The sequence below is a fragment of the Nonomuraea sp. NPDC000554 genome (assembly GCF_040300065.1).
GTDB lineage: Bacteria > Actinomycetota > Actinomycetes > Streptosporangiales > Streptosporangiaceae > Nonomuraea.
The window spans coordinates 149,177-165,109 of sequence record NZ_JBEPDC010000012.1 but is presented as its reverse complement, the minus strand read 5'-3'; the positions used below and the strand labels follow the sequence as shown (position 1 = coordinate 165,109).

The window sequence follows — 15,933 nt, the reverse complement described above, 5'->3', positions numbered from 1 at the left end:
ACGTGTTTCACGAGCTCCTTGCCGCATGGATCAATCGTCAACGATGGTTCGGCGGCAAGGGGCGCCCGATCGACAACGTGTCGATCGAGTCCGACGTGGAACTGTCGCCGGACCTCAGACATCTCGTCCTCACCGTGTCGCAGGAAGGCTCCGGCGACCGCTACCAGCTGCTGCTCGGCCAGCGCGACGAACTGCCCGACCGGCTCGCCCACGCCCTCATCGGCCGCGACCGCGACAAGTACGTCTACGACGCCGTCCACGACGCCGACCTCACCGGCTGGCTGCTCGACGGCATGGCTCACGGCGACACCCGCAACGGGCTGCGGATGCGCCACGCCCCCGACGTCACCATCGACACCACGCTGCGCAGCCTCGTACTGGGCGCCGAACAGTCGAACACCTCCCTCGTCTACGGCGACGCCTACATCTGCAAGCTGTTCCGCCGCCTCATCCCCGGCGTCAACCCCGAGCTGGAGATCATCACCGCCCTGGCCGAACGGGACGCCCCGCACATCGCGCGCCCGTACGGCTGGATCGAGAAGGACCTGGACGGCACCCCCACCACGCTCGCGATCATGCAGGAGTACCTCGCGACCGCCAACGACGGCTGGGACCTGGCGCTGGCGAGCGTCCGCGACCTCTACTGCTCGATGCCGCCCGTCACGGCCGCCGAGGCGGGCGGCGACTTCGAGGGCGAGTCCGCGCGGCTCGGCCTCGCCACCGCCCGCGTCCACAGCGAGCTGGCCGCCGCCTTCCCCACGGACGTCCTGGAGGCGCACGACATCAAACGGATGTCCGAGGAGTTCACCCGCAAGCTCGACCAGGCCGTCACCGAGGTGCCCGAACTACGCCCGCACGTCCCCGCGCTGGAGGCCGCGTACTTCCGCGTCCAGAAGCTGACCACCCAGGTCCCCTTGCAGCGGGTGCACGGCGACTACCACCTGGGGCAGGTCATGCGCACGCCCACCGACTGGATCGTGCTCGACTTCGAGGGCGAGCCCGGCCAGCCGCTGGCCGAGCGCAGGGCGCTGTCGTCGCCGCTGCGCGACGTGGCGGGGATGCTGCGCTCGTTCGACTACGCGGCCAGGCACCTGCTCGCCGACCGTCCCGACGCCGAAAGCCTGGCGCCGCTGGCGGACGAGTGGGCCGACCGGAACCGGGCGGCGTTCCTCACGGGGTACCGCGAGGGAGGCGGTGTGATCAACACCGGCGACGCGGCCCTGCTGCGCGCGTTCGAGCTGTCGAAGGCGGTGTACGAGGTGGTCTACGAGGTTCGCAACCGGCCGTCGTGGATCTCGATCCCGATGGCGGCGTTCCGCGAACGAGACACCTGACCACCCACTCCCACGCAGCCCTTACCCTCGACAGCCGGGGAGGGTCAAAGCTCCTCGATCAGCCCGGACAGTCCTTCCGCGCCGTGGCCGCGCGCCACCCGGTCGTCGATGATCTTCTTCATCGGCAGGAGCAGGTCGAGGCCGGCCCCCTGCTCGGCGAAGGCGCGGACCAGGTTGGCCATGCCGACCCTGTTGACCTCCAGGTTGGACACCTCGGTCGCGTGCTCCCCAGCCTCGATCGCCGCAGCCCAGGCAGGCTGCAACCCGGCCATCGCGGTCAACCACGGCACCAGCAGGGACGCGGTGAAGTCCGTCAGCGGCCGATTCTCCGAGCGGAGCAGGGCCATCGCGCTCAGCGCCCCGGCGATCTGGCCGTACATGCCGGTGAGCAGGGCCAGGTCGTACAGCGGGGCGAGCCCGGCGTCCGTGCCCAGGTAGTGCGGCCTGGCCAGCGGGCGCAGCGTCTCCTCGTACCGGTCGAAGGCGGTCTGGGAGCCGCTGTAGAGGATCAGCGCGCCCGGCCCGCCGACCATCTGGGGGACGGCCATGATCCCGCCGTCCACGTAGTCGCCGCCACGCTCGGCCACCCACCGAGCGGTCTCGCGGGCCTCGGCGGGGCGTCCGTTGGTGAGGTTCAGCACGACCTTGCCGGTCAGCGGGACGGGGTCGAGGATCTCGTGGACGGCCGCGTAGTCCAGCACGCAGACGATCACCAGCGGGCTCGCCTCCACGGCCTCGGCGGCGGTCGCCGCCCTGGTGGCGCCCTTGGCGACGAGATCGTCGGCCTTGGCGGCCGAGCGGTTCCACACGGTGACGCGGTGACCGGCGGCCAGCAGGGTCTCGGCCAGAGCGCGCCCCATGAGCCCAAGCCCAATGATCGACACAGATTCCGACATTTCGCTATTTCCTTCTGCTCAGTGGTTGATCTCTTCATCAGGCGGGCCGGGGTTGTGGGGATCCCCTTGTGCCCGGGATCCCATCGGCCTCCCAACTCGTGCCCGCCTGCCTTCACCTTGGCGGGGCGGGGTTATGGTCTGATGCGGAAAGGGTTATGGGGGGTAGATGCGATTCGGGGTGCTGGGCCCTCTCGTGGCTTGGACGGCCGGTGGCGAGCCCGTCCAGGTGCCCGAGGTCAAGGTCCGCGCGCTCCTCGCCAACCTGCTGGCGCACCGTGGCGCGCCTGTCTCCGCCGACCGGCTGATCGACGACCTGTGGGGCGACCGCCCGCCCGCCGACGCGCTGGCCGCGCTCCGGGTCAAGGTCTCGCAGCTGCGCCGCGTGCTCGGCGACCGTGACGCGATCGTCCATCGCGCACCCGGCTACCTACTGCGCGCCACCGACGACGACGTGGACGCCGACCTGTTCCAGTCCCTCCTGTCCCGCGCCCAGCGGACCGGCGACCTCCAGGCCCGGCGAGCCCTGCTCACCGAGGCGCTGGGCCTGTGGCGCGGCCCCGCCTACGCGGAGTTCGCCGACCACGACTTCGCCAGGCCCGTGACCGCCCGGCTGGAGGAACAGCGGCTGGTGGCGCTGGAGGAACTCGCCGAAACCCGGCTCGCGCTGGGCGAGCACGGGCTGATGGCGGCCGAGCTGACGGACCTGGTGGCCGCGCATCCCCTGCGGGAGCGGCTGCGTGCCGTGCACATCCGGGCCCTGTACCGGGCGGGCAGGCAGAGCGAGGCCCTGACCGGCTACGCGGACCTGCGCGAACGCCTGTCGTCCGAGCTGGGCCTGGACCCCGCGCCCGCGCTGACGGCACTGCACCAGGCGATCCTCGAACAGGACCCCGCCCTCGACGCCCCCGCCCAGCGCCGCACCAACCTGCCCGCGCCGCTCACTCCCCTGATCGGCAGGCGGGAGGCGGTCGCCGAGGTCCGCTCGCTGCTGCTCGAGCACCGGCTCGTCACCCTCACGGGGCCGGGCGGCGTGGGCAAGACCCGCCTGGCGCTGGAGAGCGCCGCCGACCCCGACCGCCCCTTCCCCGGCGGCACCTGGTTGATCGAACTCGCCTCAACCCCACCACCAGGAGAACCACAACACCCCACCGCGCAGCCACGGCACCCGGCCTCGGACGGCCTCGGAGGTGTGTCCACGCGCACCGACCCACCTGGCCGACCAGGGCACCCGGTCTCGGGCGGCTTCGGAGGCGTGTCTCCGTCGACCTCCGCGCAGGTGGCGGAGGTGGTGGCCGAGGTGCTGGGGGTGCGCGACGACGTCCCGGGAGACAGGGGGGAGCGGCTGGCGGCGGTGTTGCGCGCCGGTGAGACGCTGCTCGTCCTCGACAACTGCGAGCATGTGGTGGAGCAGGTCGCCGAGCTGGCCGGACGGCTGCTGCGGGCGGCCCCCGATCTGCGGATCCTGGCCACCAGCCAGGAGCCGCTGCGGGTGGCGGGCGAGGCCCTGTGGAGCGTGCCGCCGCTCGGGCGCGAGGCGGCCGTGGAGCTGTTCACCGCACGCGCGGGCGTCCCGCCGGACGACGCCGTCGAGGAGATCTGCGCGCGGCTCGACGGCATCCCGCTGGCCCTGGAGCTGGCCGCCACCAGGACGCGCCTGCTCACCCCGCGCCAGCTGGCCGACCGTCTCGACGACCGCTTCCGCCTGCTCGCCACCGGCCTGCGCGGCGTCCCGGCGAGGCAGCAGACGCTCCGCGCGATGATCGACTGGAGCTGGGAGCTGCTGACCGGGGCCGAGCGGGTCGTGCTGCGGCGGCTGGCCGTGCACGCCGACGGGTGCGCGCTGGAGGCCGCCGAGTCCGTCTGCGCGGAGCCGGGGCTGGACGTGCTGGACCTGCTGGGACGCCTGGTCGACCGCTCGCTGGTGGTGCGGGTGGCTGGCGGCAGGTACCGGCTGCTGGAGTCGGTCGCCGCGTACTGCCTGGAGCGCCTCGCGGAGGCGGGCGAGCTGGCCGCCGTCCGGATGCGGCACGTCCGCTACTACGCCGACCTCGCCGAGCGCGCGGAACCGCACCTGCGCGGCCCCGGCCAGCGCGCCTGGCTCGCCCTGCTCGACGCGGAGAGCGCCAACCTCCGCACCGCCACCGAAACGGCGGTGCGCCTGAGCACGGCCGGCGGCACGCTGAAGGAGGCGGGCACCGAGCCTGGCGAAGGGGCAGGTGCGCGGGACGCAGCGGGCACCGGGAGCGGCGCGGCGGACGAGGCGGTGCGGCTGGTCAACGCGCTGGGCTGGTACTGGGTGTTGCGCGGACGGCTGGGTGAGGGGCAGCGGGCGCTGGAGGCGGTCCTGTCGGTGTCCGGCGACGTGCGGGCCCAGGTCTGGCTGGCCGGGTTGCGGATGCTGGCCGGGCAGGGTCGGGCGCCCGACGTGCGGCTGTTCGAGGCGATCGGCGATCCGGCAGCCAGGGCCAGGGCGCAGTGGTTCCTGGGGTTCGCCCTGTTCGGCTACGACGACCTGGCCACCTGCGACGAGCTCGTCAACGGCGCCCTGGACGCGTTCACGGCCCTGGGCGACCGCTGGGGCACGGCCGCCGCGCTGAGCGTACGCGCCAGACTGGCGATGCTGCGCGGCGACCTCAAGGCGCTCCAGCGGGACGGCGAGCACGGGCTGGAGCTGTTCCGGGAGACCGGCGACCGCTGGGGGGAGATGCGGGCGGCGGAGAACCTCGGCACGCTGGCGGAGATCACCGGCGACTACGAGCGGGCCGCCGAGCTACGCCGTGACGGGCTGCGGATGGCCGAGGAGCTGGAGCTGTGGAGCTCCGTCCCGGACGCGCTGTCGAGGCTGGGCAGGATCGCGCTGCTGACCGGCGACCACGCCGGGGCTGAGGAGTTCCACGAGCGGGCCAGGCGGCTGGCGGTGGCGCAGTCGAACCGTCCCGCCGAGGAGTTCGCGGAGATCGGCCTGGCGCTCGGCGCCAGGCGGCAGGGCAGGCTGGACGAGGCCGAGCGGCGCCTGCGCGACTGGCTCGGCTGGGTGCGGGACGTGGCCGGCGAGCCGGGCGCCGCCCTCATCCTGGCGGAGCTGGGCTTCGTCGCCGAGCAACGCGGCGACGCCGTCGCGGCGCAGGACCTCCACCTGGAGAGCCTGGCGACGGCCCGCAGGGTCGGCGACCCGCGCGCGATCGCCCTCGCCCTGGAGGGGCTCGCCGGAGTGCGGGCGCTCCAGGACCGCCACGAGGAGGCCGCCCTCCTGCTCGGCAGGGCCGCCGCTCTGAGGGAGTCGGTGGGGGTCCCGCTCCCCCAGGCCGAACGCGGGGACGTCGACCGCGTCACCGTCGCCGTGCGATCGTCCCTCGGCGAAGCAGCCCTCGCCGCCGCGATCGAGGCGGGCGGCACCATCCCCCTGGACGACCTCGCGGGCGCCCCCTGAAAGCCACACGTATTCGCGTTCGGACGTCGGCGAGGCGGTTCGCCGCTACTCTACGTAAGCGATCGCCCACGATGAGTCCACCGGCCAAGGAGTGGTGCCGTGTTCCTCCGACTCGCCCTCGCGCTCTTCATCATCGTCGCCGGCCACGCGGGCCCGCCCACCGACGGCGACGCGTACCGGATCCGCCCCGCCGTCGCGCAGCAGGCCGACGCCCCCGCCCTGACCCCGTAAAGATTCGGCGAGGGCGAGCAGCCCGTCAGCATGGCCGCTCCGAGGACAGGGAAAAGTTCAGGTCTCTGACCTCGCACCCTGCCGTGATAAACCCGCGATTTCGCACTTTTGGTGATTGTCGCGGTGAAAGCGGGCAGTGCCTGGGTTGGACGGTCGTCGTAGGGCAATGTTGGGATATGCCGATGAGGACAGAGCTCGACCGCCTCGCGGGCGGGGCGCACCACGATCCGCACTCGATTCTCGGAGCGCACTCCGTCTCCGGCGGTGTGACGTTCCGAGCGCTGCGCCCGATGGCCGAACGGGTCCAGGTGGTGCTGGACGACGGCACCGCGCACGACATGAAACACGTGGCGCACGGGGTCTTCGAGGTGACGGCCCAGGGGCTCGACAAGGTCCCCGGCTACACGCTGAGCGTCCAGTACGCGGGCGCCGAGCCGTACACGACGGGCGACCCGTACCGCCACTGGCCCACGCTGGGCGAGATCGACCTGCACCTCATCGGCGAGGGCCGCCACGAGCGGCTGTGGGAGGCCCTCGGGGCGCGCGTGATGGAGCACCAGGATGTCCAGGGCACGGCGTTCGCCGTCTGGGCGCCCAACGCGCGCGGCATCAGGGTCGTCGGCGACTTCAACCACTGGGACGGCACCGCCTACCCGATGCGCTCGCTGGGCCGTTCGGGCGTCTGGGAGCTGTTCATCCCGGGTCTGGGCGCCGGGGAGCGGTACAAGTTCCAGGTCCTGGGTGCCGACGGGGTGTGGCGCGACAAGGCCGACCCGATGGCCAGGCGGACCGAGGTGCCGCCGCAGACCGCGTCCGTGATCGAGGACTCGTCCTACGCCTGGGGCGACGAGCCGTGGCTGGCCGCTCGCGGCGAGCGCGACCAGCAGCAGGGCCCGATGAGCGTCTACGAGGTCCACCTGGGCTCGTGGCGTCCCGGCCTGTCGTATCTGGAGCTGGCGGAGCAGCTCACCGAGTACGTCCTCGACATGGGGTTCACGCACGTGGAGCTGCTGCCGGTGGCCGAGCACCCGTTCGGCGGCTCGTGGGGGTACCAGGTGACCTCCTACTACGCCCCGACGGCCCGTTTCGGCTCGCCCGACGAGTTCCGTCACCTCGTCGACCGGCTGCACCAGAGCGGCGTGGGCGTCCTGCTCGACTGGGTGCCCGCGCACTTCCCGATGGACGACTGGGCGCTGGCGCGCTTCGACGGCACCCCGCTGTACGAGCACGCCGACCCTGCGCGGGGCGAGCACCCCGACTGGGGCACGTACGTGTTCGACTACGGCCGCAGGGAGGTGCGGAACTTCCTGGTCGCGAACGCGCTGTACTGGCTGAAGGAGTTCCACGTCGACGGCCTGCGGGTGGACGCGGTCGCCTCGATGCTCTACCTCGACTACTCGCGGCGCGAGGGCGAGTGGACGCCGAACGTGTACGGGGGCAGGGAGAACCTCGACGCGGTGGAGTTCCTCAAGGAGATGAACACGGTCAGCTACCGGGAGGCTCCCGGCATCTCGACCGTGGCCGAGGAGTCGACGGCGTGGCCGGGGGTGTCGCGTCCGGTGCACCTGGGCGGGCTGGGCTTCGGCTTCAAGTGGAACATGGGCTGGATGCACGACACGCTCGCCTACCTGCGGCACGAGCCGATCTTCCGCCAGTACCACCACCATCAGATGACGTTCTCGCTGCTGTACGCCTACTCGGAGAACTACGTCCTGCCGCTGTCGCACGACGAGGTGGTGCACGGCAAGGGCTCGCTGCTGGGCAAGATGCCGGGCGACGAGTGGCAGCGGTTCGCGCAGCTCAGGGCGTTGCTCGCGTTCATGTGGGCGCATCCGGGCAAGCAGTTGCTGTTCATGGGCGGCGAGTTCGGCCAGGGCTCGGAGTGGTCGGAGGAGCGCGGGCTCGACTGGTGGGTGCTGGAGTTCGACGGGCACAAGGGGGTCCAGCGGCTGGTCCGCGACCTGAACGCGCTCTACCGCGACACCCCGGCGCTGTGGGAGCAGGACGCCCGGCCCGAGGGTTTCCGCTGGATCGACGCCGACGACGCGCCGGGCAACACGTTCTCGTTCGTCCGGTACGCGACTGACGGGTCGGCGCTGGCGTGCGTGGTGAACTTCAGCGGCGCGCCGCACGAGGAGTACCGGCTCGGCCTCCCGTACGGCGGCCAGTGGACGGAAGTGATCAACACGGACGCCTACGACTACTGGGGCAGCGGCGTGGGCAACAGCGGCGCGGTCGAGGCGGTCGAGGAGCCCTGGCACGGGCTGCCGCACTCGACGACCATGCGGGTGCCGCCACTCGGCGCGGTGTGGCTCTACCAGCGCGGCTGAATATTCGGTGAGAAACCGGTCTGGGGCTCTGTGCGTGTCCGATAAATGACCATAAACTCCGAGATCATCACCTCGGAGGACGTGCGTGCGACTTCGCCCCCTGATCGTGTGCTCGATCGTGCTCGCTCTGCTGCCCGCGGCTCCGGCGTTCGCCGCCGAGCCGACCCCCTCGCCCAGCGCGTCCGCGACGGCCAAGCTGGAGGAGGGCCTGGCCGTCGACGACGGCGCCGTGCGGGCCATCGTCGAGCTGACCGGCCCCGCGCCGGACGCCCCCGCGGCCACCGGCGTGGACGTCCTGCTCCACCCGGAGAACCAGCCGTTCATGGTCGTGGAGGGCACGGCCGAGGAACTGGCCTCACTGGCGGAGAACCCCGCGGTCGCCTCGATCCACCGTGACCGCGCCTATCCCCCGACGCAGGTGTCCAACCTCCAGCTGATCGGCGCCGACCAGGCGCACGCGCAGGGGTTCACCGGCAGCGGCCAGGCGGTGGCCGTGCTCGACACCGGGATCGACCGCGACCACCCGTTCCTCGGCAACCGGATCGTGGCCGAGGCCTGCTTCTCCGCCGTGGACCAGGGCGTGCAGTCGCTCTGCCCGAACGGCCAGGCCACGCAGGTCGGCGCGGGCGCGGCCGACGCCACCACGCCCAAGTGCACGGCGGGCGGGGTCAACATGTGCGAGCACGGCACCCACGTCGCGGGCATCGCCGCGGGCACCGGCGGTGTCGCGCCGGGCGCCGGGATCATCGCGGTGCAGGTGTTCAGCCGGGTCGACGACGAGGACGTCTGCGGCGAGCCGTCCTGCGTGCTCGCGTTCGAGTCGTCGCTGCGGCTGGCCATGGATCACATCGCCGGGCTGGCCGGGACGCAGCCCATCGCCGCGGTGAACCTGAGCCTGGGCGGCATGCCGTCCGAGGGGTACTGCGACGACACCGAGGAGGGCCTGGCGTTCAAGCCGAAGATCGACGACTTACTGAGCAAGGGCGTCGCGACGGTGGTGGCCGCCGGCAACGAGTACGTCGACGGCGCCTCGTTCCCCGCGTGCGTCTCGTCGGCGGTGGCGGTGGGCGCGAACGACGGCGACGACCGCATCGCCGACTTCTCCAACCGCGGCGCGGTGCTGGACCTGTTCGCGCCGGGCGTGGACATCGACTCGTCGGTGCCCGACAACCAGATGGCCGTGCACAGCGGCACCTCGATGGCCGCGCCGCACGTGGCGGGCGCGCTGGCGCTGCTGAAGGCGCAGTCGCCGCAGACCCCGATGACCGAGCTGGTCGAGAAGCTGAAGACGTCCGGCAGGCCGTACGTCTACCAGGCCAACGGCGCCGCGGTGACGACCCCGCGGCTGGACGTGCTGGCCGCGCTGACGGGCGCCTCGCCGCAGCCGTCGATCTCCCAGAGCCCCTCCGGGCCCCCGGCGCCCGACCCGACCGGCAGCAGCGGCCCCTCGCCGTCGCCCGGCCCTTCTTCCGACGACGACGGCGACGACGACGGTGTCCAGGAGCCGGGCCCGACGCCGGTGCCGCTGCCGACGGTCACCGTGACGGTGACCGTCACCGCGAAGCCGGCCGCCCAGGTCTGCACGCGCGGCTCGGCGGGCAAGCGCCTGACGGCCAAGCAGTGGGCGGTGGAGATCCACCGCAGCAGCGGGACGATCCCGGACGCCACGCTGGTCTGCTACCTCCAGCTGGCGCAGAAGGGCAGCGGGGTCTTCCCCGAGCTGACCAAGGCGTCCAGCCTGGGCAGGGCGTACCGGGTGCTCAGGGCGTCCGGGACGGGCCGGGAGCAGCTCGACGGCGCGCTGCTCGTGGGGTGGCTGAACTGGGCGAACGGGGTGAACGGCACGTCCGCCCTGAAGGCCGCCGAGAAGGTGCGGCTCAGCTCCGCCTCGAAGAGCGCGGCGCTGAAGAAGGCGGCCCAAACCCTCGCTGCCAAGCGCTGACCCCTTTCGGTATGAGTTGCGAGCCCATGACCTACTTCCGCCGCTTAGGGTGACTTCTATGGACGCAGGCAAGGCGATCTTCGAAACCGTCGACAGGCTTCGCCAGCGGCGCACCGCCCCGCTGGTGCTGGAACTCGATCTGACCGAGGGGCTCACGGAGGGTCCGCCGGCCGACCCGCTCGCCGCCGTGCTGTCCATGCGCAGGACCCGCCTGTCGGACGTGCTGTCCGGGCTCAGGCGGGCGTGTCAGGACTCCAGGGTCAAGGCGCTGATCGTGAAGATCGGCGGCAACCCGCTCGGCCTGGCCATGGTGCAGGAGCTGCGCGAGGCCGTGAGCCGCTTCCGCGCCTCGGGCAAGCTGACGGTCGCCTTCGGCGAGACGTTCGGCGAGTTCGGCAGCGGCACCGTCCCGTACTACCTGGCCAGCGCGTTCGAGCGGGTCTACCTGCAGCCGAGCGGCGACGTGGGGCTGACGGGCGTGGCAGTGGAGCAGCGCTTCGTCAAGAACGCGCTGACCAAGCTGGGCGTCGGGTACGAGCTGGGCCAGCGGCACGAGTACAAGACCGCGGCCAACACCTTCACCCAGGACCACATGACCGAGGCGCACCGCGAGTCGACGGCCCGCATCGTCGAGTCGGTCACCGAGCAGCTCGTCGCGGGCATCGCCGAGGGGCGCAGGCTCGACCCCGCCAAGGTCCGCGAGCTGATCGACCGCGGGCCGTTCATCGGCGCGGAGGCGCTGGAGGCCGGGCTGGTCGACGGGCTCGCCTACCGCGACGAGGTGTACGACGAGGTCAAGCAGGCGGCGGGTGGCGAGGCGCAGCTGCTCTTCGTGTCGAAGTACGCCAGGGCGGCCGCGGTGCGCAAGCTGCCCAACCCGACGGCCGACGGCGTCGCGCTGATCCACGGCACGGGCCAGATCAGGACCGGCCGCAGCGGGCGCAGCCCTCTCGGCGGTGGCGGCGCGATGGGCTCCGACACGGTCAGCGCCGCCCTGCGCGCGGCCAGGCGCGACGAGCACGTCAAGGCGGTCGTCTTCCGGGTCGACAGCCCCGGCGGCTCGTACGTGGCCTCCGACACGGTCTGGCGCGAGGTCGTCCTGACGCGCAGGGTCAAGCCGGTGATCGTGTCGATGGGGGACGTGGCCGCGTCGGGCGGCTACTTCGTCTCGATGGCGGCGGACGTGATCGTCGCCCAGCCGGGCACGCTGACGGGCTCGATCGGCGTCTTCGGCGGCAAGCCGGTGCTGTCGGAGCTGCTGGAGCGGATCGGCATCACCTCCGAGCAGGTGGCCGAGGGCGCCAACGCGGGCATGTTCTCCACCACCCGTGCCTTCTCACCCGAGCAGTGGGAGCGGGTGAACGCCTGGCTCGACCGCATCTACGACGACTTCGTGGGCAAGGTGGCGCAGTGCCGCGAACTCACCCGCGACCGCGCCCACGAGCTGGCCCGAGGCCGGGTCTGGACCGGCGCCGACGCGCTGTCGGGCGGCCTGGTGGACGAGCTGGGCGGCCTGGACGACGCCCTGCGCCTGGCCAGGAAGCGAGCGGGCCTGACCGACGACGCGCCCGTCCGCTCCTACCCGCGGCTCAACCCGCTGGAGCGGCTGCGCGGCCCGGAGTCGAGCGAGGACAAGGCAGCGGCGCTGGCGAGGGTCAGGCTGGACGCCTGGGGCCCGCTGGCCCGCCTGTCGGCCGAACTCGGCCTGCCCGCCGGAGGTCCACTCTCCCTGCCCGGCTGGTACACCATCCGCTGAGGCTCAGGAGCCCATCGGCCGGTAGCGCCCGCGCAGCCGCACCAGGGGGTGCAGCGACGCGTTGACGTAGCAGACGTCCAGGACACGGGCGAGGAACAGGGTGTGGTCGCCCGCCGGGACGACCCGGGTGGTCTCCGCTTCGAGCGCGGCCACCCCGCCCTCGACCACCAGGGCGCCGGTGTGCGGGCCGCGCCGGTGCTCGACGCCCGCCACCAGATGACGGGCGCTGGGACGGCCCGCCGCGGCGAACCGGCTCGCGATGGCCGCCTGCCCGGACGACAGCAGCGAGGCCGCCCACCGGTCCTGCCTGAGGAGCACCTCGCAGAGGTAGCCGCTGCTGGTCAGGCTGACCAGCACCAGGGGCGGCTCCAGCGAGACGGACATCAGGGCCGACACCGTGGCCCCGAGGTCGTCGCGGCCGTCCTGCACGGTCACCACCGCCACGCCGGCGGCGAGCTGGGCCATCGCCTCGGTGAACTCGCTCACCGCGAGGGCTCCCAGGGGAGGGGAGCCCTCGCGGGGCGGGTCAGCCGAGGCCGTTCGAGGTCAGCCATTCCTTGGCCACCGTGGCGGGCTCGTCCTTGTTGACGGAGATCTTCTGCATCATGTCGAGCAGCGACTGCGTCGAGAGCTTGGCCGAGACCGCGTTCAGCGTCGTCCTGACCGTGTCGTTGGCGCCGGCCTTGTTGACCAGCGGCGTCACGTTCTGGGCGGGGAAGATGTTCTTCGGGTCCTGCAGGGCCACCAGGTTGTTGGCCGTCATCTTGGGGTCGGTGGTGAACACGTTGCCGACCTGGATCGTGCCGTCCTTGATGGCGTCGGCGGTGGTGGGCCCGGTGGGCTTCCACTGCTTGAACTCCAGGCCGTAGACCTCCTTGAAGCGGGCCTCCCAGCGCTTCTTGAACTCGGGGGGGCCGCCGACGGTCATCGTCTTCGACACCTTGGCCAGGTCTTCCATGGAGTTGAGCGAGCCCTTGGCCTGGGCGTCCTTGGTGATCGACAGGGAGTCCTTGTCCTCGGCGGGCGAGGAGTCGAGGACCTCCAGCTCGGCCGGCAGCTTCTCCTTCAGCGCGGTGTTGACCTCGTCGGTGGTCGCGGCCTTGTTCTGCAGGTCGACGAAGGCGAGCAGGTTGCCGTTGTACTCGGGCACCACCGTCAGGCCGCCGCTCTTGACCTGGTCGTAGACGACCTCGCGGCTGCCGATGCGGGGCTTCTCCTCGACCTGGACGCCCTTGGCCTCCAGCGCCTGCGCGTAGATCGAGCCGAGCAGCACGCTCTCGTCGAAGTCGAACGAGCCGATGAGGACCTTCCCCCCGCCCGCGGCGGAGGCCGAGCCGCTGGGCGCCGCGCTCGTGGTGTCGAGTGGGTTGCCGCCGCTGCTGCTTCCGCCACCGCATGCGGTCAAGGCCAGCGTCGCGGACAGGAGGACCGCCGCGGTGCCGAAGATGCGTTTCATCAAATTTCCCTTCTAAGCGGGGGGTAATACCGGAGATTATCGGACCTTGACTCGCCGACTCACCCCCGGAGAGATCGTCACCCGCTGGACCAGCGTGAACACGATCTGTACAACCAGCGCAAACAGCACAATCAATACCGAACCACCAACGACGCTCGCGTAATCCTTCGTCGCGAAACCGTCGATGACGTAGCGTCCGAGACCGCCCAGCCCGGTGTAGGCCGCGACGGTCGTGGTCGCGACCACCTGGATGGCCGACAGCCGCAGCCCGAGCAGGATCAGCGGCAGCGCCACGGGCACCAGCACCCGGCCGAGCACCTGCCCGCCGGTCAGGCCCATCCCGTACGCGGCGTCACGCAGTTCGGGATCGACGCCCCTGATCCCCTCGAACGTGTTCACCAGGATCGGCGGCACGGCCAGCAGCACCAGCGGGATGATCACCGGCAGGATCGAGGCGGTGCCGAGCAGCAGCACGAACAGCACCAGCAGGCCCAGCGTCGGCAGCGCCCTGGCCAGGTTGGCCGTGACGACCACGCCCAGCCCGCCCCTGCCGGTATGCCCGATCAGCAGCCCGAGCGGAACCGCGATCACCATGGCCACGGCCAGCGCCAGCGCCGAGAACTGCAGGTGCTCCAGCAGCCGGGCCGGGATGCCGTCGGGGCCCGACCAGTGCTCCGCGGTCCCGAAGAAGTCGATCAGCCAGGTCACGTCGCCCTCCTCGCCCGCACCCACGGCGTGAGCAGCCGCTGCGCCAGCACCAGCAGACCGTCGGCGAGCAACGCGAGCGCCACGATCAGCACGATGCCGACGACCACCGGCGGCAGGAACGGGTTCTGGTACGCCCTGGTGAACAGCATGCCGAGCCCGCCCTGGCCGATCAGCGCGCCGACGCTGACCAGGCTGATGCTCGACACCGCGACCACCCGCAGCCCGGCGAGCACGACCGGCGTCGCGATCGGCAGCTCGACCTGGACCAGGCGGCGCAGCGGCGTGAAGCCCATCGCGACCGCCGACTGGCGCACGTGGTCGGGCACCGAGCCGAGCCCGTCGACGACCGCGGGGATCAGCACGGCGATCGCGTAGAACGTCAGCGGGATGATCACGGTGATCTTCGACAGGCCGGTGACCGAGATCAGCAACATGAAGACGGGCAGCGAGGGCAGCGCGTAGATGATGTTGAACACGCCGGCCGTCGGCTGGTAGAGCCATCGCCAGCGGACGCTGGCCAGCCCCAGCGGCAGCGCCAGCACCAGCCCGACCGCGATCGGCACCAACGACATCACCAGGTGGTCGCCGAGCAGGTTCTTGATGCTGTCGACCCGCCCGGTGTCCCAGTTGCGCGCGATCCACTCCCAGAGTGTGGGAGGTCCGTCAGCCATCGGCCGCCTCCGCCAGCGCCTCGTCCAACGCCTCCCGGGTGGCGACCCCCACGACCTTGCCGTCGCCGTCGACCGCCACCGCGCACCCCGACGGCGACAGCAGCGCCGAGTCGAGCGCCGAACGCATGGAGTCCCGGCCGAGGACGAACGTCCCGTACGGCTCCCGCTCGTCGGGACGCTCCCTGGAGATCCAGCCGACCGGCCGGTCGTCGGGGGTGACGACCAGCAGCCACGGCTCGTCCGGGCTGCCCGTGGAGCCCTCGGGGACGGTCAGGTCGGTGCGCAGGCGCAGGCCGTCGGTGGAGACGAACTGCAGGCGGCGGATGCCCCTGTCGTGGCCGAGGAACTCGCGGACGAAGTCGTCGGCGGGCTCCGACAGCAGCGTCTTGGGGTCGGCCAGCTGCGCCAGCTTGCCGCCCACCCGCAGGACCGCCACGCGGTCGCCGAGCTTGATCGCCTCGTCGATGTCGTGGGTGACGAAGACGATGGTCTTGTTCAGCTCCGACTGGAGCCTGAGCAGCTCGTCCTGAAGGCTGGTGCGGACGATCGGGTCGACCGCGCTGAACGGCTCGTCCATGAGCAGCACCGGCGGGTCGGCCGCCAGCGCCCTGGCCACGCCGACGCGCTGCTGCTGGCCGCCGGAGAGCTGGAAGGGGTACCGCTCGGCGAACGCCGTGTCGAGCCCGACGCGTTCGAGCAGCTCCATGGCCCGGTCGCGGGCCTTCTTCTTGTCCCAGCCGAGCAGGTGGGGCACGGTGGCGACATTGTCGATGATCTTCCGGTGGGGGAACAGACCCGCCTGCTGGATGACGTACCCGATGCCGCGCCGCAGCGTCGGCGGATCGATGCCCTGGACGGGCTCGCCGTCGAGCAGGATTCGCCCCTCCGTGGCGTCGATCATCCGATTGATCATTCGCAGGGACGTCGTCTTCCCGCAGCCAGAAGGGCCGACGAACACGGTGATCTCACCCGTGGGCGCCTCGAGGCTGAGGTGGTCCACGGCGACCGTTCCGTCTGGATAGCGTTTGGTGACTGCGTCAAATGTGATCACGCGCGACCTCTCGCATCGTGGCAGGGCCGCAGCCCCCCTGCCACGACCGCCGCATGATCTATTTGGCCCACAAGACTACGGCGGTTCTGAGCTGCGTGTTCCCCCGCCCTGTCCTTAAGCGCTTCACC

General features: G+C 71.7%; 12 protein-coding genes. 6 read left to right on the top strand and 6 right to left on the bottom strand.

What is annotated here, in order from left to right; all coding sequences use genetic code 11:
• The first annotated feature begins 2 nt into the window (after positions 1–2).
• Positions 3–1,334, top strand: a complete 1,332-nt coding sequence (locus ABT294_RS23455) for a maltokinase N-terminal cap-like domain-containing protein (RefSeq protein ID WP_350808367.1) — start codon at positions 3–5, stop codon at positions 1,332–1,334.
• Between the two features lie 44 nt (positions 1,335–1,378).
• Here the strand turns inward: ABT294_RS23455 and ABT294_RS23450 are convergent, their stop codons facing one another.
• Complete coding sequence (locus ABT294_RS23450; protein ID WP_350808366.1) at positions 1,379–2,230, bottom strand: NAD(P)-dependent oxidoreductase; 852 nt, start codon at positions 2,228–2,230, stop codon at positions 1,379–1,381.
• Between the two features lie 166 nt (positions 2,231–2,396).
• Here ABT294_RS23450 and ABT294_RS23445 point away from each other — a divergent pair, with 166 nt between their 5' ends.
• The 5 genes from ABT294_RS23445 to sppA all read left to right on the top strand — a co-directional run bounded on the left by ABT294_RS23445 (position 2,397) and on the right by sppA (position 11,919).
• Positions 2,397–5,660, top strand: coding sequence for an ATP-binding protein (locus ABT294_RS23445; RefSeq protein WP_350808365.1), 3,264 nt, complete (start codon positions 2,397–2,399; stop codon positions 5,658–5,660).
• A 99-nt stretch (positions 5,661–5,759) separates the two neighbouring features.
• A complete protein-coding gene (locus ABT294_RS23440; RefSeq protein WP_350808364.1) occupies positions 5,760–5,891 on the top strand; it encodes a hypothetical protein in 132 nt (43 codons plus the stop codon).
• Positions 5,892–6,073: 182 nt separating this feature from the next.
• The gene (gene glgB / locus ABT294_RS23435) at positions 6,074–8,221 is read left to right on the top strand and encodes a 1,4-alpha-glucan branching protein GlgB (RefSeq protein WP_350808363.1); all 2,148 of its coding nucleotides are present in this window, start codon (positions 6,074–6,076) and stop codon (positions 8,219–8,221) included.
• Positions 8,222–8,306: 85 nt separating this feature from the next.
• Positions 8,307–10,163, top strand: coding sequence for a S8 family peptidase (locus tag ABT294_RS23430; protein ID WP_350808362.1), 1,857 nt, complete (start codon positions 8,307–8,309; stop codon positions 10,161–10,163).
• A 58-nt stretch (positions 10,164–10,221) separates the two neighbouring features.
• Positions 10,222–11,919: a signal peptide peptidase SppA gene (gene sppA, locus ABT294_RS23425; RefSeq protein WP_350808361.1), complete on the top strand. Its 1,698-nt coding sequence runs from the start codon at positions 10,222–10,224 to the stop codon at positions 11,917–11,919.
• 3 nt (positions 11,920–11,922) lie between these two features.
• Here sppA and ABT294_RS23420 read toward each other — a convergent pair whose 3' ends face one another.
• The 5 genes from ABT294_RS23420 to ABT294_RS23400 are packed head-to-tail and all read right to left on the bottom strand — an operon-like array spanning position 11,923 to position 15,805.
• Positions 11,923–12,405 carry a flavin reductase family protein gene (locus ABT294_RS23420; RefSeq protein ID WP_350808360.1) on the bottom strand — a complete coding sequence of 161 codons (483 nt, stop codon included), beginning with the start codon at positions 12,403–12,405 and terminating at the stop codon, positions 11,923–11,925.
• Positions 12,406–12,445: 40 nt separating this feature from the next.
• Positions 12,446–13,375 (bottom strand): ABC transporter substrate-binding protein, encoded by a 930-nt coding sequence (locus ABT294_RS23415; RefSeq protein WP_350808359.1) that lies wholly within the window; start codon positions 13,373–13,375, stop codon positions 12,446–12,448.
• A gap of 36 nt (positions 13,376–13,411) precedes the next feature.
• Entirely contained in the window at positions 13,412–14,083 is a 672-nt protein-coding gene (locus tag ABT294_RS23410) for an ABC transporter permease (RefSeq protein ID WP_350808358.1), read from the bottom strand.
• A complete protein-coding gene (locus ABT294_RS23405; RefSeq protein WP_350808357.1) occupies positions 14,080–14,754 on the bottom strand; it encodes an ABC transporter permease in 675 nt (224 codons plus the stop codon). Before ABT294_RS23405 ends, ABT294_RS23410 begins: the two co-directional genes overlap by 4 nt.
• A complete protein-coding gene (locus ABT294_RS23400) occupies positions 14,747–15,805 on the bottom strand; it encodes an ABC transporter ATP-binding protein (protein WP_350808356.1) in 1,059 nt (352 codons plus the stop codon). Before ABT294_RS23400 ends, ABT294_RS23405 begins: the two co-directional genes overlap by 8 nt.
• Positions 15,806–15,933: the final 128 nt, after the last annotated feature.